Origin of the sequence: Cohnella terricola, from assembly GCF_007786475.1 — a bacterium.
GTDB lineage: Bacteria > Bacillota > Bacilli > Paenibacillales > Paenibacillaceae > Cohnella > Cohnella terricola.
Genome location: NZ_VNJJ01000010.1, coordinates 70,317 through 95,651, shown reverse-complemented (window position 1 = coordinate 95,651; position 25,335 = coordinate 70,317). Strand labels below are relative to the sequence as shown.

Genomic DNA, 25,335 nt, shown 5'->3' with positions numbered 1-25,335 from the left:
CCGATTACTTGACCCGGATCATGCCGACGCCGAGAAGCTTCTCCATCTCGGCTACGAGCTCAGGGCTCGGATCCACGTTGTATTCCACGCTCAATGCTACGGTGCGCCGATCTCTTTCGTACCTCAATATCGTCGGCAGTTCGCCGGGAAACGACTTGAGCAGCAGCTTCAGCCGGATCAAGGTCGCCGGTTTCTCATGTAATGCGTCAATGAGAATATACACTCGCGACGGGCCGCCGCCGGATACGTCCGGGGCCGCGGGTTTGGCAGGTGCCGCGATCGTTTTCGTTGCTCTTGCGGACGTCTTCCGTCCGCTTTCGCCGGAAGCCTGAGGGGCGGCTTTATTCGCGCGATCCGCGTAACGGCCGCCGCCCGATCGCGGGTATTGTCCGATTCTGTGCAACCGTTCCGCTTGTTGAGTCAGATCCGGAGCTTCCAGCGGCAGGATGTCGTCCGCCAGCAGCTTGTAATCTTCGTCTCCTTGCTGGACTTTCGCCCGTACGAACACGAGCGAGCCTTTCTTGGCGACGGAAGCCGCCTTGGCCCATACGGACGGAAATGCGACTAGCTCCGTCCCCATTATCCGATCTTCGATCTCCAGAAAAGCCATCGCCTGCCCTTTGCGGGTGACGAAAGGCTTCGACGAGACGATCATTCCCGCGGTAAATACGGTTGTGCCATCCGGCACGTCGGCGATATCGACTAACCGCTCTAGCTTTAATTCTTCCCATATTCCATCGTAAGCATCGAGCGGATGGCCGGATAGGTACAGTCCCATCAGTTCTCGCTCGAGCTCCAGCATCTGCGGTTGGGTATACGGCGGTATAGCGGGAAGCTCTACATTCCAGTTAGGGGATTCCTCGAAATCGAACAGCTCGATCTGGAATTCTTCCCGCTCCTTGCGCCAAAGTGCCGCTGCCGCAATCGTCGGCTCGAGCGCGGCTAGCTGCTGGGAGCGGTGCCCCGGCATGGACTCCAGCGCTCCTGCCAGTACGAGCGATTCGATGACACGCTTGTTGCACGTGCGCGGGTCGACTCTTCTGCACAGGTCGCTTAGGCTCTCGAAAGGTTTCTCGACCCGTTCGCGCATGATGCTCTCGATCGCCTGCGTGCCGACGTTCTTCACGCCGGCGAGTCCGAAGCGGATTGCGCCCTTCTCTCCGTCGCCCGTCGCGATCGGAGTAAATAACACGCCGCTCTCGTTCACGTCGGGTTTAAGCACGGCGATCCCCATTCTGCGGCACTCGTCCACGTATTCCGCCGTTTTACGCTGATTGCCGACGACCGCCGCCAGCATCGACGCCATAAAAGCGACCGGATAGTGCGCCTTGAGATAAGCCGTCTGGAAAGCGAGAACCGCATACGCCGCCGCATGCGCCCGGCAAAAGCCGTAGTCCGCGAAACGGACGATCAGATCGTACACGCCGTTCGCTTCCTCGTTCGTATAGCCTTGTCCGAGGCTCCCTTGGACGAAATATTTCCTTTGCTCGTCCAGCACTTCCCGCTTCTTCTTGCCTACCGCTCGCCGCAGCAGATCCGCCTGTCCGAGCGAAAAGCCGGCCATCACGGACGCGATCTGCATGATCTGTTCCTGGTAGACGATAATGCCGTAAGTATCCGCAAGAATCTCCTTCAAATTGAGATGAGGATATTCGACTTCGATCAGCCCATGTTTCGCGCGAATGAATTGAGGGATAAATTCCATCGGACCGGGACGGTACAGCGCGACCGCCGAGACGATATCCTCGAATGAGGATGGCTTCATTTCCTTAAGCACTCGCCGCATCCCCGAAGACTCCAATTGAAAAATACCCGTCGTCTCCCCGCGGCCCATTAACTCGTAAGTCGGAATATCGTCGTAGGACACTTCCTCCCACCTTAGCTCGCGACCGGTCATTTCGCGAATGGACGCCAACGTCCGCTCGATAATGGACAACGTTCGCAGTCCGAGGAAATCCATCTTGAGCAAGCCGACGGCTTCCAGGTTTTCCATTGAATACTGAGTAAGCGGTACGCCGTCGGTGCCTTCCTGCAGCGGCACGTAGTCCGTCAGCGGATCGGACGAAATGACGACGCCGGCGGCATGCGTCGAGGCATGCCGGGGCATGCCTTCCACGCGCCGCGCCATCGCGATCAATTGCCCCGCTCCGGTCTCTCCGTCGGCGAGTGCCTTGAACTCCGGACTTTCCTTCATCGCCCGGTCGATCGTCATACCCGGCATGCCCGGAATCAGCTTCGCGGTCTTGTCGACTTCGCCGTAAGGGAGGTTAAGCACCCTTCCGACGTCCCGCACGGCGGCACGGGCCGCCAGCGTACCGAAAGTAATGATCTGGGCGACGTGCTGCGCGCCGTATTTCCCGACGACGTATCGGATCACTTCGTCCCGTCTCTCGTCGCTGAAATCGATGTCGATATCCGGCATCGTCACGCGCTCGGGATTGAGGAACCGTTCGAACAGGAGCTTGTGCTTGATCGGATCGACATCAGTGATCTTTAACACGTAAGCCACCAGACTGCCCGCGGCGGATCCCCGCCCCGGCCCCGTCACGATGCCTTGCTCGTGCGCGAACCGGATAAAATCCCACACGATCAGGAAATAATCGTCAAATCCCATCGTGCCGATTACCTGCAGCTCGTATCGCAGCCGATCCTCGGCATCCGCGCGGAAATCGGATCTCTCCCACTCGGCCGTTCCTTCGAATCTCTCTCTTAAACCTCTCTCGCACAATTCCGCTAAATACCGTCCAGCCGTCTTTCCCTCGGGCAACGGAGCGAACGAGGGCAGAATATGCCGTCCGAATTCCAGTTCGAGGTTACAGCTGTCCGCGATCTTCGCCGTGTTGGCGATCGCCTCAGGTACATGGCGGAACAAAGCGGACATTTCGTCTCCGCTTTTCAGGTAGAGCTGGGTCGTCTCGATCTTGAACCGATCCGGATCGTCGACCGTTTTGCCAGTGCCGATGCACAGAAGCACGTCTTGCAGGTTATGGTCGCCTTCGCAAATATAGTGGGAATCGTTCGTCGCGACGAGAGGAATGCCGAGCTCTTCGGACAAGCGAATGACGCCGGCCGTAATCTTCTTCTGCTCGAGAATGCCGTGATCTTGAATTTCCAAGTAATAATCGTCGCCGAATAGCTTGCGGTACCGGAGCGCCGTCGCTTTCGCCGACTTGTAATCATCTTCCTTCAGATGCCGGGACAACTCGCTGCTCATGCACCCGCTCAAACAAATGATGCCTTCGGCGTGGGCCGACAGCGCCTCGAAATCGATGCGCGGCCGATAATAGAAACCTTCCAGATGGCCGATAGAGGTCAGCTTCATTAAATTGCGGTATCCCGTTTCATTCTTCGCTAGCAGCGTCAAATGATAGGTCGGCTGCTCTTTGCGGGACTGCTTGTCGTGCCGCGATCCCGCAGCCACGTATGCTTCCATGCCGATAATCGGCTTGATGCCGCGCTCCCGGCAAGCTTTATAGAATGGAATGGCTCCGTACATCACGCCATGATCCGTAAGGGCAAGCGAAGACATGCCGAGTTCCGCCGCCGTGGCCGCCATCTCTTTAATGCGGGCAGCGCCGTCCAGCAAGCTGTATTCGCTATGAACGTGAAGGTGAACGAAATCGCACATGTGTATCCCTTCTTTTCCGCTATCGTTCTCTTTTATTAATTGTATCATAAGCGCATAGGCCAGTCCCATAGATATGATAGTGAAGGTAAATCCAGGACGCGGAGGGAATGGTCATGGACGAGTTTATCACTAAAGCGGCTTTCAGCTTTTTCATCGCATTCGGCGTCGTTCTGGGCGGGGCGCTGTTGGCGGGTATGGGGTCGTTATTCTTGCTCGTCCCGCCCAAGGAGAAGATGCTTCTGGTCGCGGGCAATCTAAAAATCTGGGCGCTCGTCGCAGCCGTCGGCGGCACCATTGATCCGATCCGGGTCATCGAATCGCACGTGCTCGAAGGTTATCTTTCCCCTGCTATCCAGCAGATCGGTTATATTATGTTCGCTTTCCTCGGCGCCCATATGGGCGTGGAGCTCGTACAATGGCTGCATAACAACGGGGGGTGAGCCGTCGCCATGCGCATCCCTTCTTTCGACCGGTTCCAGAAATTCATGCAGGTGACGGCTTTTTTCGTGTGCGGAATGATCGTGGGCAGCGCTGTATACAGCGCGTTAAAAAATGCGATCGTCGACAAGGTCATCTTTGAAAATTATAATTTGCAAGATCAGCTCGAAACGGTAAAAAAAGATTTGGAGGCAGCCCACCTCATTCGCAAAGAAAACGTCATCCGGAGTATCGTGATGACTTTCGTCTACGAGCAGGCCAACGAACCGCTGGACATCCTGACGGAGAAGGAGCTGAAAAAAAGGCTCAAGGACGACTTGGAGATTTTCCAGGGGAGAAGCATCTACCTGATCAATAAAGACGCCGAGATGGCTCGAAAACTTCTAAGCACGAAAATGTACGCGCAGGTAGAAGGCCAGGATTACGACGTTACGATCCGCACGATCCTCGTCGTCGACGGCGTGCTCCAGACGTGGGTGGAAGCCAAAAAACATCTTGGCAAATAAGCTCCTATCCTCGTGAGGACAAACGCCCTGCCCGGCGCGCTTTCCGCTTCTTTTTATGGTACAATAATGCTCGTTCGGCATAGTTCGAAAGGAGTTGCTACACGCGACATGGTTAACGCGCTGCAATGGGTGTTCGGCACCCTGATCGTCATTTCCTGTTTTTTCTCCGCGTTATACAGCTTCCGCTCCCGCCGCTCGAGCGACGTACGGCTGCGCGGGCTGTACGCTTCCCGCATGAACATCAGCATGGGGTTGATGCTAGTGTTCATCGCCTTCATCCAGATGTTTATGTTTACGGGGTCGTCCGTCAGGGTTGTCGTAGGCGCCCTCTTTTTCTTGCTCGGCTTATTCAACCTGTTCGCCGGCATGCGCAACCATTCCCACTTTGCCCGTCTTCTGCGGCAATAACCTACGGGTTAAGCCGGGTCGATCGTTTGGGCGGTCAGCATCGCTTTGGCGACCGCCTCTCCGTCCAATATCGCCTGGACTTCCACTTTTACATATCTTCTGCTCGCTTCGATAATTTGCGGCACGATCGAGATGCTCGCGTCCACCGGCACGGTTCGCAGAAAATAAGTCGTCATATTGTCCAGCACGTGCTCCCTTTTCCCCAGTTCTTCTACCGCCCTGCTCGCCGCTTGCTGCATAAGAGAAGTCAGAACGCCCTCCGATATCGTACCCAATGGACCCGACATCTGCGGTGTGGCCAAACCCGCGAAAGAGAGCCGGTTCTCCGAGTCGCGTTGCTCCGCGAAACCGCCCCACATGAGCGCATCGAACGTTTCGCCGAGATGAGCCGGACGATTGGCGAACTGCATCGCTCTGAGCACTTCCGCCCGATTGATCGCTCCCATCAGCTTCCGTTGCCGGTCGACTACGGGCAGCAGCTCGATGCCTTCCGACACCATGCGATGGGCCGCGGATGCGACCGGGGTATTCATCGTGACCGTCATCGGCCTTCTCGTCATCAGCTTGTCGAGCGTCTGATCCTGCGGCGATCCGACCACGTCCTTGGACGTGACCATCCCGACGACGCGATTCCATTCGTCGGTAACGGGAAACCGGCTGCTTCCCATCTCTTCGCTGAGCTTGTGAAAATCCGATACGGTAGAAGATTGCTTCAGCGCGCCGCTTCGCGCGGACGGCTCCAGCAAATCGGCGATCATCATGATTTTCCGCTTGATCAATTGGTCGTACATCGCCCGGTTAATCATCGACGCGACGGTAAACGTATCGTGGCGGCAAGTCAGTATCGGGAGTTTCCGTTCGTTGGCAAGTGCCCGGACTTCCTCGCTTGTTCCGAACCCCCCCGTGACAAGAACCCCGGCGCCTTGCTCCAATGCGATCCGATGCGCGCTCTGCCGGTTGCCGACGATAAGCAAGCTGCCCGCGTCGATATAACCAATCATCTCTCCAAGCTCCATCGCTCCAATGACGAACTTATGGAGCGACTTCTCCAATCCTTCCTCCCCGCCCAGCAAGCTGCCTTGAACGATTTCCAGCACTTCCGCGAACGTAAGCTGCTCCGGATTGCCTCGTCTTTTCTTGTCGATCCGAACGGTTCCGATCCGCTCCTTCGTGCTGACAAGACCTAGCTGCTCGGCTTCCTTCAACGCTCGGTACGCGGTTCCTTCGGATACTCCCCTGTCTTTGGCCATTTGGCGGACGGGAATTTTCGTACCGATCGGAAGCTCGCGGATATATTGAAGAAGCAACTCGTGTTTCGTTAATTCATTCGGATATATATCGTTTCCCGGCATGACGCATACCCGCTTTCTTTTATCCGTTTAGTAAATTTCATGTTAAATCGCGAATTGACTATTCCAAAGACTGCCAAACAAATGTAAAGTAATGAGATAGTCTCGCGACGAAAATCTGCGGCTAGTAGAGCCGATTCGACATAATTGTTAGGGGGAACTCGTAGTTAATGCTGCTTCATTATTCCTATATCGTAATGGCAGTGTCCATCCCCCAGGCCATAGTTCGCATGTGGCTGACGTTCGCGATTTGGGGGCTTATGCCCAGGTACCATGCCCGGAAACTGATTCTCTTCGCGGTCGTGAGCTCCATTTTGATCGATATCGATTATCTTTTCGTACCTGCGATCATACATGTCTTGACTTCAACGTGCATCGTGTTTCTCGTCCTTTACGTCATCTTCCGTAAATTCGGCATTCGAAACGTTCTGGTCGTGTTTCTCAGCTATTCCGCGGTTAGCCTGTTGACCGATCTGATGGGTTTCATATTGCTGCAAACTGCGTACGGTTCGTTTCTCCCAGCAGGAATGGCGCGGCATCACCCGCTTCAATACCAATCCGTATTCGTTCCAATAGGATTGGCGCTCCTATTGCTGGCGCGATACTTGGAGAACAAAAACTTTGCCTACTTCCAACGATTATATCAGTATTTCATTAATATCAAACAAACCCGCACGACGGAAGTAGTCCTGCTGACGCTGTTTCAGGCTTTCCTTCTCGGTTTGCTGTTCGCGATCGGTTCGGAGTACGAACGAGACTATTCGGGCGTTGCCTTCAACCTGGTCTTCTATGCGCTCGTCCTGTTGACGTTCGGGGCGTTCTTCTATACGGTCCGCCTATTGGTTCGAATTCGAGAGGAGGCCGTCCGGCAAACTCAAGACGTCTACGTGGAGGAGATCGGACGAATGTTCACGATCATTCGCGGACAGCGGCACGACTTCCTGAACCATATGCAAGTGATTTCGTCGATGCTGAAGATGAACAAGCTCGAGCAGTTAAAAAAATATATGGACGACCTGGTGAAGGAGTCCAATTCGGTCGCATCCGTCGTTTCCCACTCGTCACCTGCCCTCGCCGCCTTTATTCAGGCGAAAACGGAATTATCGCTTTCGCGGGGCATCTCATTCACCTGCGACATTCCCGAAGATCTGAACATCGAAGCGACCGTTAAATCGATCGACCTCGTAAAGATCGTCGGCAATCTCGTCGATAATGCTTTCGAAGAGAGCGACACGCTTCCTCCAGATCAAAGGCGGGTCCGCCTCCATATGGGCATTTCCGACGGTTTGTTGACGATCGAGATCGCTAACCGAGGACGTCTCCTGTCCGACGCCGAGAAGCAAATGATGCTGCTGCCCGGATACACGACGAAGAAGACCGGTCACTCCGGGCTCGGGCTTGCGATCGTACAGGAAAGAGTCAGTCATTATCAAGGCCGTCTGCAGATCGAATCCACTGAAGAAGACGGCACCACGGTTCGCGTGGCGATCCCGCATAGGCAGCGTCCCTGACGCTTTTCCTTCCGTTCGCGGCAAAAAGCCGCGCGGTTCGACTCCCGAACCAGCGCGGCTTTTGTATTGCGAAAGCGTCATTTTACACAATGATTACGTACGCGAGGAAAAGCAGCACCAAATAGATCGAGATGGAATACACGAAAAACAGGAATCTCTTTTCCCGGCTTACCTCATGAAGATCCGTAGCCTGGGAGACGAGCAGCAGCAAGCTGATCAACAAAATGATCACGCCGAGAAGCATCGACAATTGAAGTGATAAGAAAGCGATGACACCGCTTAATATCCATCCCGCGCCGAACAACAATTGCGTGCTGCCTTGGAACGTCACGGCTTCCATCCAGTTTCTTTTTCTGGCGCCCTGCCAGTTGCCTACCGCCCCCAGCGTGCCGACCAGCAGCGCGATGGAGAAAACGCCGAGAAGCAAATACTTGCCAGGCGTCGCTAGCACCATCACGCTATAGCGGAATAGATTCCCAAAGCCAGCGAAGAAATCATACTTACCTCTTATTGCTTCCTGAAAAAACCAAATCCAGAAAAAGAAACCCACTACACCCGCAGCCGCCCCGATCGCGCCGTAAATCCAATCCTTCTGGGGTTGAAGCTTTAGCGCCTCCGAAGGGTTCTTCAGCAGCTCGAGCAGCTTCTGCGGTTTCACTTCCGATAATGGCGATGATGCCTCTCTCGTCGGCTCGCTGCCCGTATGTTGCGGCGGTTGCGCCGGAACGGCTGACGAAGCCGCGGCTTGGATTTCCGCTTGCTCGTGATTTTCGTGCTTATGCAAGTCAGGCTGATTCGATTGCGAATCGGACATGTCGAATTTTCCTCCTCGGAACAACTTAGGAATATTTTTCCTAGCAACAAGTTTGTTCGACGAGAACATGCAATTTCCTTTTATTTGACAGCATTTTTTTGTTGAAAATTACCATGGAAGCGGATTTCCAAGTAAATCCACGAATAGGGGCGTTTCGGACTTGTATAGATCGGGACGCTCGGCAAGATTCAGAATATGGGACGCCGCCTCGGCGGAGGTATAGGTCGCCGCTTCGTCTAATTTCCCCTGCATGTAGGTGCGCACCCAACCCGGGTGAACGGAAATAACGGAAGTGCCTAACGGCTCGAGTTCTTTGTGGAGAAGCGCCGTCTCCATGTTGAGGGCCGCTTTCGACATCGCATACGCGAACCAATTGGTGCGCCAGCAATCCCCGATGCTGCCGGCTTCCGACGAGATGTTCATGATCAGCTTCGTTTCCGAACGAAGATGAGGTTGAATCAGGGCGTGCGCAACCCTAAGAGGACCGACCGCATTCACGTTATAGACGTCCAGCATTTCCTGAAACCGGGGTTCGCCGAAAATCGTCTGCTGGATATCGCCGAGCTTGGCCGCGTTGTTGATCAGCACATCGATCGTCTCCGTACGTTCCTTGATCCAGTCCGCCGCGCTGCTCACGCTTGCGTCGTCGGAAACGTCCATGTGCACGGTTAGCAACTGCTCCCCGTAGCGGCTCTTGAGTGCGGTCAATCCTTCCCCGTCTTCGAGGCAGTAACGCCCGGCGAACACCTTGTATCCTCTCTCCAGCAATCCTGCTGAGAGCTCTAATCCCAACCCGTAATCCGCTCCCGTCACGCAAGCGACTTTGCTCATCCTTACTCCCCCTCGGCCTTTTTCGCGTTGAGCTATTCGTCAATAAGACGCTGTTCGAAGCTATTTGTTTCGCCTCCGTTGCCGCGCATGCAAATAAGCCTGCCGCCGAGCCTCGAAAGGCTTACGGCAGCAGGCTTGGGTAATCGGAATACGAGAGTATGGGCGATTACCAGGTGACGTATCCGGGCGAGCCCGGAGTCGTGTTGCCGATCAGATCGATAAACGGAATCGTATACGCGATCACGATCAGAATAACGGCGACGGTAATCCACAGCTTCCAGTTTTCCAGGAAACGAGGCGTCGGTTCCGAAGCTTCGGACACTTCGCCGATCGGATACTCCGTTTCGCCCTTCGGAGCTCGCATTAAGGAGATTATGTTATAAATGATCAACACGACTCCGGCGAACAGAATAATTCCGCCGACGGCCATCGCGACGTGGTACGGCATCCAGAGAATGGCGTCGGGATGATCGTCGTAAACGTTGTACGCCGTTCGTCTAGGAGAGCCCAATAAGCCGACGATGTGCATGCTTCCGGACATGATGAACATGCCGACGCACCATAGAAGCGTCTGGATGATGCCGAGTTTGTTCAAGCGCGGCGTAAGCACGCGGCCCGTAATCGTTGGAATGAGCCAGTAGGCGATGCCGAAGAACGTCAGCGCGACGCTTGTCGCCACCGTCAGATGGAAGTGTCCGGTGACCCAGAGCGTGTTGTGGACGACGGCGTTCATCTGGTTGCTCGCGTTGATGAGTCCGCCTGCCCCTGCCGGAATAAAGATTAACATACCCATGAACGGGGCGAAGAACCGAACGTCCGTCCACGGAAGGAACTTAAGCCAGCCGAACAGCCCTTTGGCGCCTTTGGACCTTCCGTGCAGCTCGAACGTCGCGAACAGAGAGAACGCGGTCATAAGCGAAGGAATGACGACCATGAACGTCAGCACGACCTGAAGGAATTTCCAGAAGTGGCTGATGCCCGGTTCCATCAACTGGTGATGGAAGCCGACCGGAATCGAGAACAGCAGGAACAGTATGAACGACATCCGGGCGAGCGCGTCGCTGAATATTTTGCCTCCGATAATTTTCGGAATGATCACGTACCAGCAAATATAGGCCGGAAGCAGCCAGAAGTAGACGAGCGGGTGACCGAAAAACCAGAACAACGTTCTGCTGAGCACGACGTTGACCGTTTCCACCCAACCGAACGACCACGGGATGAGCTGTACGACCACTTCCAGCGCCACGCCGATCGTCGCAATCTGCCACAGCAGCATCGTGATGACGGACATGTAGGCGAATAACGGTGACAGCTTGCCTTTGTTGCCTTTTCTCCACTGCACGTATTGATAGAAAATGCCGAAGCCGCTCAGCCAGCTCCCGATGACGACTAGCGCGAGAGCAATATAGAAGTAAGGAGAAGCTTTCATCGGCGCATAGAACGTATATAACACGCTTGCCTTGCCGAGCAGGATGACGACGACCCCGATCAGCGTGCCGACGGACATGAGCGAGTAACCCCACCAACCGAACTTCCGGGCTAAAGGAAGCAATTTGCCTCCCAAGGTATTCGAGACGCCGGAATATAAGAAACCGATAATGAAATAAGTCGTGAAGATGAGCGCCATGAGCACGCCGTGCGCGGTTAGCAGCTCATAATAGCCAATGTTGGCAGGCAGGGTGATCGTTCCGCCTTTGACCATGCCTTGAAGCATGCCCGCGATGCCGCCTATGAGCAGCGCCCCGAAGGCAAACAGGATGTGGGCGATGACCAGTCGGCCGTCGTTGCGGTCGAACGTCGCGATTTTGGATGAATTCATGGGACGCGGCCTCCTATTTCACCACGAGGGTGGTTTTCATCATTTCGTGGGCGATCCCGCAATATTCGTTGCAAAGGATCAAATATTCGCCGGGTTTGTCGAACGTATGGGAGACATGGCTGACTTCCCCTGGCGTCACCATGACGTTGACGTTCGTTCCCGGAATCTCGAAGCCGTGCACGACGTCTGACGACGTAATCTCGAAGTGCACGGTCGCGCCCGCCGGAATTTCCATTTGCTCCTGCGGATCGTAGCCGAACGCATAGGCGACCATGACCGCTTTGTACAGATTGTCCCCGATCTTGGTCAACTGGGGTTTGTCGAACGGCGGTGTCTCGCTTACTTTGGTCGGATCGATATGATGAATGTGTTCGTTAGGCGGGGCGATCCCTCTTCCGAAAGTCATCACTCCGAGCACGAGCAGAAATACGGCCAGCATGGATACTCCGATCGTCAGCCATGCTTTCTCCAGTCGATGCATGTGCATATTGATTCCTTCCCCTCTCTAGTTACGTGCGACGAATAGAATGAAAACCCCGACCCAGGTAATTGCCAAAAAGGCTCCCAGCAGCATGACGGAGGCGAAAGTTCCTTTAAGCGACGGTTCTTTCGCTTCGGGGGCGGAACTGTTATCGTGCGGCTTAGCCGCGGATTTGTTATCGCTCATTCCGGTTCCTCCTGATCTCAAGTTGTTTTCATTGTAAGGACTTACGTCCTGCCGTACTGTGACAATTGTCACGGAGAATCGCGGAGGAATGTGGACGATTTGTTACATTGATTAGGGTACTGGCCGGGAATAACGATGTTTTTCATCGCTATGCTATGGATTCAGGCGCTTTGTTGTCGCAATAGCAATGTTATATATCGTTATTTGATGAGAAATTGCTAGCTGACCGGCGACTGTTCCGACAAATACGATGTTTTGTACCGCTAATCGTGTTACTGCCCGACCAACATCGGTCAATACGATGTTTTGCATCGTTGTTGACCGATGTTGGTCGGGTTGTCAAAAAAAAGCCCCCTCGACGAGGGAGCTTTTGATCTATTCGACAATCAGCTTACCGACCATATCTCCATGGCCTTTGCCGCAAAATACAGAGCAAATGAATTTAAATTCGCCGGTCTTGTCGGCAACGAATTTCACCGTGGCGTTGCCTTTCACTTCTTTGTCGTAGCCTTCGATCTTCAGGGCGTGGTTACCTTGGCTGTTCTTCAGCGTAATGCTGACTTCGTCGCCTTTCTTCACCTTGATCTCGCCGGGATCGAACTTAAAGTTCGTCGCATCGATCGTGATCGCTTGCGACCCGCCGGCCGCAGCCGCTGGAGATGCGCCCGACCCTCCTTTATCATTCTTGCCTCCGCCGCATCCCGCCGCGATCAACATTGCCGCTAATAACATCGCGCTAAGCGCCAACCATTTTTTCATGTAAAATAACTCCCTTCATCGGTATCTGCTTTAGTCACGCTAATCATATACCGGAGGGATTCCCGCGAATGTAACAAAATTCACAACGTAACAATATTGACACAACGTTCAGCCCAGCTCGCGACCCGGCATTAGCGCATGAATGTCTTACTTGCTGGAAGGAACAGTGCGAATATCGTCGAATTATAGAATGTTAGATCTACACAGTTTGGAGGCATTTTTTGGATGAGCAGATGGAACGTTCATATCTCCTTTCCCAGCTACGAACATACAAGATTATTTCCGTGATCGCCATTGCATTAGCGGCATTCTCCTTTTATTCCGTGATTTCGCTGCAAGTGAATCGAATTCAAACGAAGCTTCAGCTCACGGAGATGAAAAGCTCCATCGAGACGATCAAAGGGGACAAAGTGTTTACCGACGAGTACAGGAAGGCCATTATGTATACCTCCACATTGGTTTTGTTGCAGTACATCGAACACGTCGCGGAGTCTTTTGTAGCAACGGACGACTTTATCGTCGACAAGCTGCACCTACTATTTGATCCCGACGACGGCTCATTTGAAACCTTAATCACAGTAAGAATGGTTTCGGGGAAGGAAGCCTATTACAAAGGGAACGGAGATTTCATCTTCACCGATAAGGAATTGCAGGAGAAAGGTGAAGATATGGTCGCTCAAGTTAAAGAGTATTATAAGAGAGCACGCACGAGCGAATTGCCTAAATGGGACGACAAAAAAGTGTCCCTGTCCATCGAATACTTCGACATTGGCGATACGGAGTCAGGAAAATTCAAGCTCGCCGACAAGAAAGCCCTTGCCGATTAATCGGCAAGGGCATTTTTTTCATCTAAAATAGCTGGCTTTTAGAGGAATAATTAGACCTGGAAAATATGATAAATAGCTAGATTAATAAATCATCTTGGTACCGCTCCTTGTTGCGTTCTACCCATTCCACGTAAGAGCGATAGGTTGCAGGCTCGAGATGTTCTGCGACAAAAGGAAGCGCATTTTCGATGGACAGGATTTCCGCGGGAGTAGGAGTTGATTCTTTCGTGCTGTAACTGATCATGAGTTCGATAATGACATCGTGAATAGACTGCGACATAACCGTTCCTCCCTGAAAAAAGGGGAGTGCCTATAATTTAGACACCCCCCTTTTGATAATCAAAGAATGTACACATAACCGCCAGGAATATTGTCTCCGCCGACAATCAGCGAAGAAAATAAATCGCTAACCATTTTTGCTCTTACCGTCACTCTTGCAGCTTTATCCTGTGTGGCATATGCAGGTATTTTAATGTTTGCCTGTAAAAATCCCGATATGACAACAAGACTTCCAGGTAGCGTATTCGCGTATATAACATGAACGGATGATGGTAAATCATCGCGATGTAAGACAAGCAGATTACCTGCAATGTCTTCATGGATTCTAACCGTAAGATTGGCGGGAAGATCATTGAAATATTTAACCTCTATCGAACCTGCGACATCTTTTCTTGATACTTGTAGATTGGACGGAATATTGCTGTGGATGATCGTTTTGAGATTTGACGGAATATCCCCAAATACTCCACGACGCACAGATAATCGTCCCGATAGTTCATCCCGAGTAATCTTGATATTGGATAATAAATCATTTCTCCCGTTCATTCTAACTGTAACGCGAACGGATGAATGGATTTCGCTACGATTTTTTATCCAAACCTTACTTGGTCTATCCGGTGCGTTTACTATTATGCGTGATAAAAGATTATCTTGTGGCAGATATCCGCCTTTTACGCGAATAGTAATAGCACCCGCAATTTCGGAATCCTGGTTTTGTACCACTGTTAAATTCGCGATCAAATCCGGTCTATTTACGGAAACGTTCGATTCAATCATATCAGGGTTGAGAATATGAACGCGTGACGGCAAATCTCCGTTGCGGTCAAATTCTCGGATTGTAAGGCTTCCCGCAATATCGCTTTTTCCGGTTGCTAAGACCATGATGCTGCTGGGAAGGTCGACTCTCCCAAAGCTATAGATGACATCCTGACGATAGGTAATTTCTATATAAGGCTGATGAATCGGGCTTTCTCTCGTTGAGAATTGCACATACTGCGAACCGTTCTCGTTGAGTGCCTTAATCATAAATCCATAGTTGTTGGAATTACCCTTCGGATACCACATTTTTAGTTGGTTTGTAATATCCAGCTTCGTATATTCCAGCGCGCTGCCGACATCACTAATTGACACCAAGTTATTAATGGCAGGTTGGTTAACCCATGTAATACCGTCTTCGTCCCATGGACTGTCGAGAGTATAAACCCCTAATTGAATGTCCGAAGTACGTTTTATTGAGTTAAAAAGCCTAATGTATGCCTCTTCAATAATGATGTTTTTAGGAAGCTGCGTTACATCGAACTGAACGAAAGATCGATAGATCTCATTATTAACTACGTGCCTACCAACAACCATCGACTGCTCAGAGCCATAGTTTAACGTTGGTATGCTGCTCCGTGTAAAGGCATCCTTAATAATTGGAATCTCCAAAGTTAGTTTCGGAGGGTCAATTATTTCAACACGACCAGCCATTCTATTCTTTGGTTTTACCGACAGCGACGCATTTAAGTCGCTACGATTAAGAATGTACATTCGGGCTTTTCTTTGATTGCCGAATTTCGGCGGGAACGCTATGTCCTCAATGATCTGATCGCTGTATACCGACATTTTGGCCGCTATATTGCTTGGTGCTCTAACTTGTATGAGAGAAGGAACAGACGACTTTCCTGAAGCAAGTACATTAAGCTTACCGCTCATACGGTTACTTGGGCGAATGATAATATGCCCCGAGACATCTATAAATTCATTCAATAATAATCACAACCTATCTCATTGTATTGGATAGTTATGCAGGATCTGATTCAACACGAATATCGAAATTTCCGCCGCTATTAGCGGTATCAGCAACCATTAAGCGTATGTGAAATTCAATTGTCTGATCGAAACCCAGTGTTTGGGGATATAAAAGTTCACTTTCTGTGATAAACGGAGCGTTCGTTTTGCTGAATTCAATAGTCAATCCGTTAATATTATGTTCGCTGAAAAGGCGCAAGTTTTTAACATCAAATGGATAAGTGTTCGTTAAAATAATTTTGACATCCAGTGAACTTTGTCCAGCAATTAATGTTCCGAAATCTAAATACTTGATGATGTCTCCAATTGAAGTCGAATAGTATTGCTGGGATGTATCCATGAACATCAAGCCAGAATATTTTTTGTCGAGTTCATCGTAATATATAGTTAGAGAATTAACTATTGGCGTTTCTGTTGCAACATCTTCTACTGAAGACAAGGAAAGTATTCTTGCAACATCGTTAATATTAATTTGCTCCAAGTAGTAGGCTAAACGTATTTTGTTGGTACTAAGTAACCCCCACTGCGACTGAGTTATTGCATTAAATTCCGTTGCCGTCATTCCATTAGCTTTAACATCAAGTAGATTAGAAATATTTATTTGCTGCCAAGAATTAGACTTAAGGGATTCCCATGTTACACCTTGATCTTTGCTGGCAATAACTCTAATTGTTGGATGGGATACCAGTGACATCATCTCAATTCCACCAATGCTAACATAGCTAATGTTCCCATTATTCGTCTTGGCAAATATTCTATATTGCGAATAAGAAATATTATTAGGAAAAACAAACTCCCGTTTAGCGCCAAGTGACCAATCTATAATATTTGTTCTTGTATCCAAAACACTCCAATTAGCACCGTCATTACTCCCTTCGAAAGTCCAGTCCTTTGGTGCAGCACTTGCACTATAAGTTTCGACTAATGTATATTTATTAATTATTTTTGGTGATAGAAAATTAAAAGATATCCATTGATTTGAACTACCAGATGAAACCCATCCATTACCTGTTAATGTTCTATCGAATGCATACCACGCATAGTTTGTATTTGTTATTGAACTTGCACTTACAATACCACTTGGAGCGGTATTTGATGTCATTTTTGGTATTAGATTATTAGAGTATGTTGGTTCTTCAAAAGTTACAAGATTAAGGTTTTGTATAGCCCCAACTATATCTAGATCTTTCAATGGCATTACTAATCGGGGATATGGAACACCGATCAGACCCACTCTTCGATTTATATAATCACTTCTCGTCCAAACATGAACTTTTGGATCGTTCAATTCATTAATAGGATTAGTTATTGATGAATTAAATAAGTAGATATTATCCATTCCATGTTGGTCAAATAAAGATTTATTTAACGAAGTTCCAACCATCTGCCAAGCATTATTTTTATAGGTAATAATTTTATTTCCGTCTGAAAACAGATACTTTATGATCTTTTCTACTTGAAGACTCGGATATTTCCCTTGTTCAAGCAGCCAGATAACCGATTCAAAACCTACGAAAGAAGAAGGGGTTTGACATTGGCTTGTATTAAGAGGGATTGTTCCATCCAACACATAATTAGGAACCATATCAGAGTTGTAATAACAATTAGAAATGGTGGAAGTGGCAGCTTTGTTGGAGCAAATGCCTCTTGCTCCGTTAATTGTATGTTTTATTGTATATGAAGTCGCGAAGCAATTTATTAATTTAGCAGTACCAGATAAAGTGCTAGCAACTAACGCGGTGTTAGTAGCTCTTGCATCAATGTCTATAATTGCATAACAGTTCGAGATTGTTGAGTCTGTTGCAGTTGATACAAAACCACCAGATGCTCTATCCGTTATCAGACTACCGTAAAGGAGATAACAAGAATCGATTGTTGCTCCAGCCAATAATCTGTTACAAATTATTCCTATACTATAACTAGAACTACCTGTAAAGTTATAATTGAAGTGCTTAAATCCTAAATTCGTTATTGATGCCCCAGCACCTGTTATTGTTGCAATAAAACCTGTATTGCTAGTATTGTTATAGTTCATTAGTAAATAGTCGATATGATATCCTTGACCATTAAGTGTGCCAGAAAAGGTTGTAATTGCTGTCCAACCATTTCCTATATTGAAAGGCGGTACATCCATGTTAATGTTGTTTACTAACTTATAGTGTGCAGAGGTGTTTTTTCGGATTGCATCTAAATCAAAAGCATCTTCAATTAAAAAAGGGTTTAAGTTAGATCCGTCTCCGCCAGCAAACTTCCCATTAGCCATTATGCATCACCCCACCTATTTTCTGATAATCGGATTTATTGATGTTTGCGGTGGACAACACACCTTCAAAAGCCCACAATTGGTCTTGAACCAATTGTATCGAGTATTCGTTCCTCATCTGTAATCCTTGTTTGAATATATTTTTATCATCAGGAATAAACTGTATGGCTTCCCCTGCCTCAAACATGTTTAAGACTCTTGGGGATGTTTGTTGTTTTCCTGCCATTACGATTTTTACTTTTATATATCTACCCTGTGGAGATGTAATATTTCCATTTGAATCAACTAGGGAGTATGGAGAAAAGTTGGAATAAGTGTTTGATGTAGACGTATATATATCTACGGATGTTCCTGCTGGAATTCCTGAAATCATAGAAACTGTACTAATCTTTCTAAAAAATTGATCTAAATCAATAATCTCTGACTCGTAAGATCCATTTGAAACATAGGCATTCATTATGCCTGGTTCCATCATTTCAAATTCTTCGATAATAACACCTAAACTACTTCCATTGTTTGATTTAATATTTAGTCTATAGAGCTTAAATGGCGTAATATTCTCGAAACTATAAACCCTTTTTTCTGAAGCTGTCCAATTAATTTGATTTACTTTTTCATCAAGTAGTTTCCACGCAATGCCATCATTACTACCTTCGAAAACCCAATCTTTTGGAGATTGTTTTTCAGTTGAAAAAAATGAAGCTTGAATGGAATAAGTATTTATGCATATTCCAGATGGAAATTCATAAGAGATCCATTGAGGATATCCGGTCCCTGGCTGCCACCCATAATCATTCGTTCTATTAAATGCTTTCCAAGCCTCTACTGCCTTGTTACTTGCATTTACAATTCCGCTTGGACTGATATTTGAAGTCATTCGAGGTATGACGTTATTAATTCCTGGAGCAAATAATTGCCCCACAATCGACAATTGCAATCTTCCATTTACAACCTCAACATTCGTTTTTACGCCCTTATCGAAATCAAGACTTTTCGTGCTTGAAATAATCACCGCCATTATACATTCACCTGCCAATTGAGTTCTGAAGCGACATTCGCAGCTAAAGGAGCATCGTACTCGAAAGTTTGCAAGCTGTTTTTCCTAATAATCAATGTGCTATTGTTAAAATCGCGATCAGAAACAAGACGAAAATTTATGAAAACCGGACGACCGTATGGGACAGAACAAGTTGCTTTAAAGTGAAACTTTACGCCGTCGATATCCAATGATTGTTTGTATCCGAAATTGTATTGCGTGATGACCGAATCGGTAGTAGTAATCCCCCGATTGTGCGGGTCAAAAGTTGATTCGGCATTTTTATATTGAATAATATCTTTGTACATCGTCATCGGTTGTCCCGTAAGAGGATATTCTTTTCCAGTGATATTGTCTTTATAGGAGACCTCGATCATTTGCCCCGCGATCTTGAATATTCCTCCAAGAACTTCGTAATACAGGTTTATGCCATATCCGACCAGTCCAAAACGAATCAGCTTATCCTTTTCGATATCATAAAAGCTATTTTCTAATTGGGAGTCATACGAAAACTCCGGAAGAAAAGTGCCGTCTGCGTAAGATGCGACCCAAATAAAACTTTGTTTAGAAACGGGGCTTTCCAATACTAAATTATTCAATTGATACTGATCCCCTCTCATTGTATTGAAAGATAAAAAAGGCGGATGCCGCTAGCAGCATCCGCCAAACAAATCGATTTTTATTTTGCATCAAACATAAGTGTAAGAAACCCGCATCAGGAAATCGACGTTTCCTGCGGTAGCCGTAGCATGAGGATGCGCATGGGCAGTAAATTGGGCAAAATTCACGATCGAATTCGCGGTTGTTCCATCATTGATCGCGCCTTTAATTGTAGAAGCAGGCGCGGATCCGCCAGCTTTCATCGCTTTGGTCGCCGTCCCTCCGATAGGCGTCCAACCTATCTCGCCCATCGAATCCACCCGAACCTCGATCCACTTATTTGTGATGAGCTCAAAATTGGGACCGCCATCGGAGCCATCCGGCGCCTTTGTCGTAATCGTTACGGATTGCATGTCGGACAAATCCGTGTTTCCGCCCCTGTTATTCCAAACTAAGAATGTCGTATCCGGGCTGATACTACCTGCGTCCACCGTACCGACCTGCCATTGCGTGATTTGGGAAGTATTACTCGAATTCCACCAACTTACGACTGGTTGTGCCATTTGAATTCCTCCAATTATATAATCAGATTATTTATTTTTTGTATTTACATCGATTTGAATCGTAACGCCTTTGATATTGTTGTCTAGACGCAAAGCATTGATCCTAAAATAGTCTCCTGCCGTCACATCGGTTGTTTGGATAACGGGAGTTGTTCCTTTGGTTGAATTAGGATTAATTGCGATATTCGTAGATAAAATATTTTGCCAAACGCCGCCCGAATCATAGTCGGCAGACGATATTTTTTCGATGGCAACCTCCAAAGGATGCGCAGATCCCCCTTCGGAACAAAACGCATAGGCTTTTACGATTTCCCCATCAAGAGGAAACTGCATTAATGCGGATTGCACGCCTTGTGCCAGCATTTTCGGAAATTGAAAAATGATGCTCCGAACGACGAATTTTCGGTAGTCTTCTTTTTTGAGCAACCCATCCGTTATTTCGGACACGAACGGGATCGCCGCTCCGAAAACATTGCCGACATGCTCCCATTGCCCTGATTTCCCGTCGAAACGATAGACATCGCCGGTCGTATTAATCGTTACCGTCCAACCGTTCTGAGGGTCCGGATAGACAATATTTAAATCATCGTATTGATCAACCGAATCTTTACGAATGACGATCGCGCTGTCTGCTGCATCATATGCGGCTTGAGTGGCAAGCTCGGCATTATGGGTCGCGACAATCGCATTATCGGCTGCGATCGTGGCTTTATCCGTTGCTTCACGAGACTTCTCGAGCGCATCGTTGATGTCGATTAACTTCCGATCAAGCTTGCTTAAATAATCCTTAGTTTCATCAACAAAGTCTTGCACCGTCTTCACGACGTCGGGATTATTCCTGGCCATCGTATATATTCTTGTGGCCGAAGTTAGAATCTTCCCTTTTCCTTGATAGATGCATAGATGGGTTTTCGCTTCTTGATCCGGGTGAAATTGAACGATGCCCGTTGCATAATCGACAAGAAATTCGTCCGGCGCCAGATCGGATTTCTTTTTATAGGTTTCATAAACGACTTCCGTGAATCCCGATATCCGAACCTTATGGATTTCGGACGGTATCTCCAGAAGCGTTATGATTCCGTTGATCACGGGCAGAGAATCCATCCTTGGTTTATAAGGATCTTCCGGTCTGCCGCTTCTCCAGATGACGATATTCGGATCTTTATATTCCAGGTTTGTTTGTAAGTTTGGCAATTTGTCACCTCCTTCCGGTAAAAAAGTTTGTTGCTACGTCGCAAAGCTTTCCTTATCGTTCCCCGAAGCAATTGTGGTCTCGGTATCTAAACATGTCTTTACTACCGAACCTATAAGAGCGATTGGTTTTCCTTCAAGGGTGCCCTTTGCGCTGCCGGAAATAATTTTTCCTTTCCCCGTATCAAACGTTCGGCCACGTGGAAAATATTGCACAGAGTCATTACTAGGCGGTATCGGAGGGTAAGCCTCCCATTGTTCTATTGTTTCATCTCCTACTTTAGCAACATTACTCCCTGACAATTTCATCTTCGATGTTGGCGCAGAAACGACTCCTGTAATTCTTGCTCCGGTACTGCCATCTCCGGCATATTGCCATCCGAAAATACCGTAGTTCGCGTAAATTTCATAGATAACGTGCCCAGGTTTAATCGTCGGAGTTATCTGTGACCCATCTATAGCTACTCCTGCCATGATTTATCGCTCCTTTCTAAGCAAAATGATAAGAAGGCGCGTTGAAGTTCATGCCAACGGAAGACTTCAGCTTCAAACTTCCATCTGAAGCGAATTCTATTTCGCATCCGTTAGCATGCGTAATCTTCAAATCGCCGCCGCTAGTAACATCAAACTTATAATTCTTGGCATTCACGTTAAACGAATCATCTTGAGAATTCAGGTACACCCCGTTGTCCTTGAGCCTTAAGCTTCTTTCCTTGGCATTGTTCTTGGCATAGTAGATAAAGTCGAAAGACCCTGCCGGTTTTTCAATAAATCCCCTTGCGGATTTATGATTGTCGATATTATCTTTTACCGAGTCGTCTTTGACCATGCCGTCTCCCAATCCCCATGCAGAGCGTGGATAGGCATCATCGCCGTGTTCCTTAAAGTCGATTAAGAGTTTTACCTTTTTCTTTAAGTCAAATCCCTTGACCCGCCAAGGGGTTTTTTCAGTTGTCATCTGCCCTTGTTGCGAAGAGTCTTTCCAATACAAAGCTCTTCCATCTGGAAGATCTTTGTCCGTACCTTCTCCATCTACTTGGCCGGTGATCCATTTCATCGAGTTCCCTTCGATCGTGAGATAATCGAACCAACCATTTTTGGCTTCATTCGTAAGCGTAGACAATCTGCCTGCCGTTAGATCGCTAATGAATCCCGAGTCTGCGGTCACCATTTTCGCGCTGATCAGCTCGGCATAGATGGCCCCCGCTCCGACCAGATCGAATCCGCCAACGTCGATATAGCGATTTTCCCCATCGATAAGAAGCTTATTGTCCTTATCCTTTACGATGAGTTTTCTGAACGTAGCCGTACCGTCCATGCCTATACTCGCGGGACTGCTCGCGAAGTCTTCGCTTCCCGCCCATAACCCGAGCATAGGATCGAGCTTCATCACCCCTCCCCCATTGCGAAGCGTGATCGTCGATCCTTCGATATGACCGTCCTTGAATATCGAATTTTTGATATCGGCGGAATCGGCAAACAACTTGTTCATCCAGACGTTCCCGTACATATCGGCGTGGAAAGGAGCCGTAGCCCAATCGGAACCTCCAAGCTGCAGTCCCGTATGAGTCACCTTAAATATTTGTTCGTCCTCGCCTGCTTGAAAGTTCCCCTTCATATAGAGGTCGCCGTCTAGAGATGTGTAGAACACATCGTCAAAAGTCGATATTTTCTTCCGTTGAATCTTAAAGCCGTCTTCGCTATTGACGATGATTCGGTTCATAACCGTCGGACTGCATAAGGTGTCGGAATCATAACGATTAATGATCATTCCATACAGATCATGGGGCGATGTCTCGTACAACCCTAACTTCATCGCCATCCGGCCGCAACGGTCCGTAATCGTCGTTCGCGGTCCTTCGGTCATCCATATCCCGTCGGGATCTCCGATCGTGACTCGCTGTCCAAGAATGAGCTTGCCCAGCACCATTTCCGCGATTAATCCGTCCGCCGTCAAAGCCGTCTCATATCGCAATCCTCCGGATCTCGTCAGTCCGATCTGACCGTTCGTCAATCTCAGGAATCTCAGCGGGTCATTGTCATCCGTAATCGTAATGCCGTTCTCGCCGATTTGAACCGTCTGATTAACGGTCATATTAATCTGATTCGTCACCTTGTCCCAGAAATGTTCGAACAGTTGACCGAACTCGCTCGTATCGACAACGGCTTGACCCCATTTGGATTTGTTCAGATCCACGATGCTTGTCGTATTTTTGCTGTCATAAATGAACTTTTCCAGTTGTTCTCTACGAGTCGTCAGATCCTTGAAGTGGGCGATCGTTAACTTGATCTTGTTATTGGCGTAATCGAAATCCATCTCGATGATTTTGGCTTCTACTTTAAGATCGAATCTCTCATACTTAATCACGATTTTGTCGCCCAAATATAACTGATGCCAACTTCTCTGTTCTTCCAAACAGCTCATAAAGTTAACGATGTCAATGCCAACGGACAATTGAGGAGTTTGAATCTCCTTAAATTTTTCTTTGGCGGCTTCATACAAATCGGACTCCTCGATATATTTGTCGTCGCTAAAATGGTGAACGAGAATATAAGCGTCCAGTTCTTCGAGTTGATCGGGAGTGAAATGATTGGATGTCGAAAGCACACTTGTAATCTCGTCTATTTCTTCATGCACCGAGGCTAATTCCGCTTTTACTGATGCGATCTCGGCTTCTTTAGCGGCGATTTCATCCCTTTTGCGATAGTCGCTGTACCTTCCGATAATTTCATCCTCGTTATTGTCCTTAGCAAACTCCATATTGCTGATACTTACGATTTGAACGAAGACTTCCGTATTTCCCGTACCCGATAAGGAAATTGTTATTGGTGAAGGAGAATTCCCGGCATCTATTTTCCTGGATAGGCTCCAGCCATTGTTTCCTATGTTGCAGACGATTCCGTTTACGACAAGCGTTTTCCCTACGGCATCATTTACCCTGACCAGGACGGCATATTTGTTATTCAGCTTAGTCGGATAAGTAAACTGCCGGGTTACGCCCGTAAATTGGAATACCTCATAAAACATCAAACCGTTGAATTGCTGAGTCAGCCTTAATTCGTTAATGGCGGCAAGCTCGGTTTTTAATTCAACCAGCTCGTCTTTTTTCACAGCCAGACTTTTGTTTAACGCGTTCGTCCGGGAAACCAGTCCGCCGAATATCTTCTCTTTCCCTTCGATTAATGCTTTATAATCCAGCAACGCATGGCAAAGGCCGTCGCTCATGTAATAGCTGCTTCGGATTACGTTTCGTTGATCATCGCGTTCGAAGGGATAAATCCAGTAGCCGTAATCCTCGATATAATTCTGGCCCGTCGGATTTAATCTTTGAATCCCCAATCCGTCATTACCCGCCGCGCTTAGCCTTGTGGCCACCACTTCCGCGTTGGACTCTTGATCTATGGATTTCAGGTATCTTTGATAAGAGAACGTTCCCAGTCGGTTAATTCCGTGCAGTTCGGGCTTCACTAAATCAAAGGTTCTCGTGTCCGTGTGCCACTCTATGATCGCATTGTAGGTTTCCGCGACGGAGTAAATCGCATCCAGCAGAGTGTTGTCCGGGAATTCGAAGGCTCTTCGCGTCAACTGGAAATCGGCATCGATATAACCGACGGACCAGTTCCGGTTAAGGCTTAGAATATCAGTCAGTACCTCGCTCGCGTTTAACGCTTCCTCGGCGTACCCTCGAATCAGCTTATCGTTAAGCTCCTGAGGCAAATACAGACATTCGACTTCTTTGGAATCTCCTTTGTCACCCATAACGTCCGTGATTTTCATGACGATGTACCATTCGACCTTATGCCCAAGCTCAACCTTAATGCGATACCTTTCCCTAATCAGATCGGTATTGCGATTTCTAACTAAACGATTGTTTTCTTCCATATGGAAAGGAATCTTAAAACTCAGCGTGTTCAGTGACGTAAGCGATGCAACACGCCGATCGTCATAAGCTTCGCTTATTTTGGACACGATTTCCCCGTTCGGTTTTGCAATAAAATATTTAGGCTGAATCGGCTTTAATCGATCATCGATATCTCCAAGCACTGTTCTCATA

Annotated in this window: 22 protein-coding genes; 5 read left to right on the top strand and 17 right to left on the bottom strand. The window is 48.3% G+C overall.

The genetic code is table 11. The annotated features are described in order from the left end of the window. Positions 1–4 precede the first annotated feature (4 nt). Positions 5–3,628: a DNA polymerase III subunit alpha gene (locus FPZ45_RS17250; RefSeq protein WP_144704584.1), complete on the bottom strand. Its 3,624-nt coding sequence runs from the start codon at positions 3,626–3,628 to the stop codon at positions 5–7. A 113-nt stretch (positions 3,629–3,741) separates the two neighbouring features. Between FPZ45_RS17250 and FPZ45_RS17245 the strand changes: the two genes are divergently transcribed. From FPZ45_RS17245 to FPZ45_RS17235, 3 genes are all read left to right on the top strand, one after another. Next, positions 3,742–4,068 (top strand): YtrH family sporulation protein, encoded by a 327-nt coding sequence (locus FPZ45_RS17245; protein WP_144704581.1) that lies wholly within the window; start codon positions 3,742–3,744, stop codon positions 4,066–4,068. A gap of 9 nt (positions 4,069–4,077) precedes the next feature. Then, positions 4,078–4,572: a sporulation membrane protein YtrI gene (locus tag FPZ45_RS17240; protein ID WP_144704578.1), complete on the top strand. Its 495-nt coding sequence runs from the start codon at positions 4,078–4,080 to the stop codon at positions 4,570–4,572. 108 nt (positions 4,573–4,680) lie between these two features. Continuing rightward, positions 4,681–4,980, top strand: coding sequence for a YtpI family protein (locus FPZ45_RS17235; protein WP_144704575.1), 300 nt, complete (start codon positions 4,681–4,683; stop codon positions 4,978–4,980). A gap of 8 nt (positions 4,981–4,988) precedes the next feature. Here the strand turns inward: FPZ45_RS17235 and FPZ45_RS17230 are convergent, their stop codons facing one another. After that, positions 4,989–6,332: a DRTGG domain-containing protein gene (locus FPZ45_RS17230; protein WP_144704572.1), complete on the bottom strand. Its 1,344-nt coding sequence runs from the start codon at positions 6,330–6,332 to the stop codon at positions 4,989–4,991. Between the two features lie 167 nt (positions 6,333–6,499). Between FPZ45_RS17230 and FPZ45_RS17225 the strand changes: the two genes are divergently transcribed. Continuing rightward, complete coding sequence (locus tag FPZ45_RS17225) at positions 6,500–7,840, top strand: sensor histidine kinase (RefSeq protein ID WP_144704569.1); 1,341 nt, start codon at positions 6,500–6,502, stop codon at positions 7,838–7,840. An 82-nt stretch (positions 7,841–7,922) separates the two neighbouring features. On the opposite strand, the gene FPZ45_RS17220 is transcribed toward FPZ45_RS17225, so the two are convergent. The 6 genes from FPZ45_RS17220 to FPZ45_RS17195 all read right to left on the bottom strand — a co-directional run bounded on the left by FPZ45_RS17220 (position 7,923) and on the right by FPZ45_RS17195 (position 12,730). Then, positions 7,923–8,654 (bottom strand): hypothetical protein, encoded by a 732-nt coding sequence (locus FPZ45_RS17220; protein WP_144704566.1) that lies wholly within the window; start codon positions 8,652–8,654, stop codon positions 7,923–7,925. A gap of 108 nt (positions 8,655–8,762) precedes the next feature. After that, positions 8,763–9,485 (bottom strand): SDR family NAD(P)-dependent oxidoreductase, encoded by a 723-nt coding sequence (locus tag FPZ45_RS17215; RefSeq protein ID WP_144704563.1) that lies wholly within the window; start codon positions 9,483–9,485, stop codon positions 8,763–8,765. A gap of 166 nt (positions 9,486–9,651) precedes the next feature. Continuing rightward, positions 9,652–11,304 carry a b(o/a)3-type cytochrome-c oxidase subunit 1 gene (locus FPZ45_RS17210; RefSeq protein WP_144704560.1) on the bottom strand — a complete coding sequence of 551 codons (1,653 nt, stop codon included), beginning with the start codon at positions 11,302–11,304 and terminating at the stop codon, positions 9,652–9,654. 13 nt (positions 11,305–11,317) lie between these two features. Further along, positions 11,318–11,791: a cytochrome c oxidase subunit II gene (locus tag FPZ45_RS17205; RefSeq protein WP_144704557.1), complete on the bottom strand. Its 474-nt coding sequence runs from the start codon at positions 11,789–11,791 to the stop codon at positions 11,318–11,320. An 18-nt stretch (positions 11,792–11,809) separates the two neighbouring features. After that, on the bottom strand, positions 11,810–11,971 hold the full coding sequence (locus FPZ45_RS17200) for a cytochrome c oxidase subunit 2A (RefSeq protein ID WP_144704554.1): 162 nt from the start codon (positions 11,969–11,971) through the stop codon (positions 11,810–11,812). A gap of 375 nt (positions 11,972–12,346) precedes the next feature. Continuing rightward, positions 12,347–12,730, bottom strand: a complete 384-nt coding sequence (locus FPZ45_RS17195) for a cupredoxin domain-containing protein (RefSeq protein WP_144704551.1) — start codon at positions 12,728–12,730, stop codon at positions 12,347–12,349. A gap of 221 nt (positions 12,731–12,951) precedes the next feature. Here FPZ45_RS17195 and FPZ45_RS17190 point away from each other — a divergent pair, with 221 nt between their 5' ends. Further along, positions 12,952–13,557, top strand: coding sequence for a hypothetical protein (locus FPZ45_RS17190; RefSeq protein ID WP_144704548.1), 606 nt, complete (start codon positions 12,952–12,954; stop codon positions 13,555–13,557). Positions 13,558–13,633: 76 nt separating this feature from the next. Here the strand turns inward: FPZ45_RS17190 and FPZ45_RS17185 are convergent, their stop codons facing one another. The 9 genes from FPZ45_RS17185 to FPZ45_RS17145 form a co-directional block, all read right to left on the bottom strand. After that, positions 13,634–13,837: a hypothetical protein gene (locus FPZ45_RS17185; RefSeq protein ID WP_144704545.1), complete on the bottom strand. Its 204-nt coding sequence runs from the start codon at positions 13,835–13,837 to the stop codon at positions 13,634–13,636. Between the two features lie 59 nt (positions 13,838–13,896). Beyond that, the gene (locus FPZ45_RS17180; RefSeq protein ID WP_144704542.1) at positions 13,897–15,585 is read right to left on the bottom strand and encodes a DNRLRE domain-containing protein; all 1,689 of its coding nucleotides are present in this window, start codon (positions 15,583–15,585) and stop codon (positions 13,897–13,899) included. A 34-nt stretch (positions 15,586–15,619) separates the two neighbouring features. After that, positions 15,620–17,890 (bottom strand): discoidin domain-containing protein, encoded by a 2,271-nt coding sequence (locus FPZ45_RS17175; RefSeq protein ID WP_144704539.1) that lies wholly within the window; start codon positions 17,888–17,890, stop codon positions 15,620–15,622. Beyond that, on the bottom strand, positions 17,883–18,908 hold the full coding sequence (locus FPZ45_RS17170) for a discoidin domain-containing protein (protein ID WP_144704537.1): 1,026 nt from the start codon (positions 18,906–18,908) through the stop codon (positions 17,883–17,885). The genes FPZ45_RS17175 and FPZ45_RS17170 overlap by 8 nt, the downstream gene beginning before the upstream one ends. Continuing rightward, entirely contained in the window at positions 18,908–19,525 is a 618-nt protein-coding gene (locus FPZ45_RS17165) for a hypothetical protein (protein ID WP_246120484.1), read from the bottom strand. The genes FPZ45_RS17170 and FPZ45_RS17165 overlap by 1 nt, the downstream gene beginning before the upstream one ends. Positions 19,526–19,615: 90 nt before the next feature. Further along, positions 19,616–20,089 (bottom strand): hypothetical protein, encoded by a 474-nt coding sequence (locus FPZ45_RS17160; RefSeq protein WP_144704531.1) that lies wholly within the window; start codon positions 20,087–20,089, stop codon positions 19,616–19,618. Positions 20,090–20,116: 27 nt separating this feature from the next. Beyond that, positions 20,117–21,283 carry a hypothetical protein gene (locus FPZ45_RS17155; RefSeq protein WP_144704528.1) on the bottom strand — a complete coding sequence of 389 codons (1,167 nt, stop codon included), beginning with the start codon at positions 21,281–21,283 and terminating at the stop codon, positions 20,117–20,119. Between the two features lie 33 nt (positions 21,284–21,316). Beyond that, positions 21,317–21,754, bottom strand: a complete 438-nt coding sequence (locus tag FPZ45_RS17150) for a hypothetical protein (RefSeq protein ID WP_144704525.1) — start codon at positions 21,752–21,754, stop codon at positions 21,317–21,319. 16 nt (positions 21,755–21,770) lie between these two features. Next, complete coding sequence (locus FPZ45_RS17145; protein WP_246120483.1) at positions 21,771–25,334, bottom strand: phage tail spike protein; 3,564 nt, start codon at positions 25,332–25,334, stop codon at positions 21,771–21,773. Between the last annotated feature and the right edge of the window lies 1 nt (position 25,335).

Bases quoted from the DNA above. Each gene is read 5' to 3' on its own strand.
- FPZ45_RS17250 (WP_144704584.1), bottom strand. From the start codon at position 3,628: ATGTGCGATTTCGTTCACCTTCACGTTCATAGCGAATACAGCTTGCTG.
- FPZ45_RS17245 (WP_144704581.1), top strand. From the start codon at position 3,742: ATGGACGAGTTTATCACTAAAGCGGCTTTCAGCTTTTTCATCGCATTC.
- FPZ45_RS17240 (WP_144704578.1), top strand. From the start codon at position 4,078: ATGCGCATCCCTTCTTTCGACCGGTTCCAGAAATTCATGCAGGTGACG.
- FPZ45_RS17235 (WP_144704575.1), top strand. From the start codon at position 4,681: ATGGTTAACGCGCTGCAATGGGTGTTCGGCACCCTGATCGTCATTTCC.
- FPZ45_RS17230 (WP_144704572.1), bottom strand. From the start codon at position 6,332: ATGCCGGGAAACGATATATATCCGAATGAATTAACGAAACACGAGTTG.
- FPZ45_RS17225 (WP_144704569.1), top strand. From the start codon at position 6,500: ATGCTGCTTCATTATTCCTATATCGTAATGGCAGTGTCCATCCCCCAG.
- FPZ45_RS17220 (WP_144704566.1), bottom strand. From the start codon at position 8,654: ATGTCCGATTCGCAATCGAATCAGCCTGACTTGCATAAGCACGAAAAT.
- FPZ45_RS17215 (WP_144704563.1), bottom strand. From the start codon at position 9,485: ATGAGCAAAGTCGCTTGCGTGACGGGAGCGGATTACGGGTTGGGATTA.
- FPZ45_RS17210 (WP_144704560.1), bottom strand. From the start codon at position 11,304: ATGAATTCATCCAAAATCGCGACGTTCGACCGCAACGACGGCCGACTG.
- FPZ45_RS17205 (WP_144704557.1), bottom strand. From the start codon at position 11,791: ATGCACATGCATCGACTGGAGAAAGCATGGCTGACGATCGGAGTATCC.
- FPZ45_RS17200 (WP_144704554.1), bottom strand. From the start codon at position 11,971: ATGAGCGATAACAAATCCGCGGCTAAGCCGCACGATAACAGTTCCGCC.
- FPZ45_RS17195 (WP_144704551.1), bottom strand. From the start codon at position 12,730: ATGAAAAAATGGTTGGCGCTTAGCGCGATGTTATTAGCGGCAATGTTG.
- FPZ45_RS17185 (WP_144704545.1), bottom strand. From the start codon at position 13,837: ATGTCGCAGTCTATTCACGATGTCATTATCGAACTCATGATCAGTTAC.
- FPZ45_RS17175 (WP_144704539.1), bottom strand. From the start codon at position 17,890: ATGGCTAATGGGAAGTTTGCTGGCGGAGACGGATCTAACTTAAACCCT.
- FPZ45_RS17170 (WP_144704537.1), bottom strand. From the start codon at position 18,908: ATGGCGGTGATTATTTCAAGCACGAAAAGTCTTGATTTCGATAAGGGC.
- FPZ45_RS17160 (WP_144704531.1), bottom strand. From the start codon at position 20,089: ATGGCACAACCAGTCGTAAGTTGGTGGAATTCGAGTAATACTTCCCAA.
- FPZ45_RS17150 (WP_144704525.1), bottom strand. From the start codon at position 21,754: ATGGCAGGAGTAGCTATAGATGGGTCACAGATAACTCCGACGATTAAA.
- FPZ45_RS17145 (WP_246120483.1), bottom strand. From the start codon at position 25,334: ATGAGAACAGTGCTTGGAGATATCGATGATCGATTAAAGCCGATTCAG.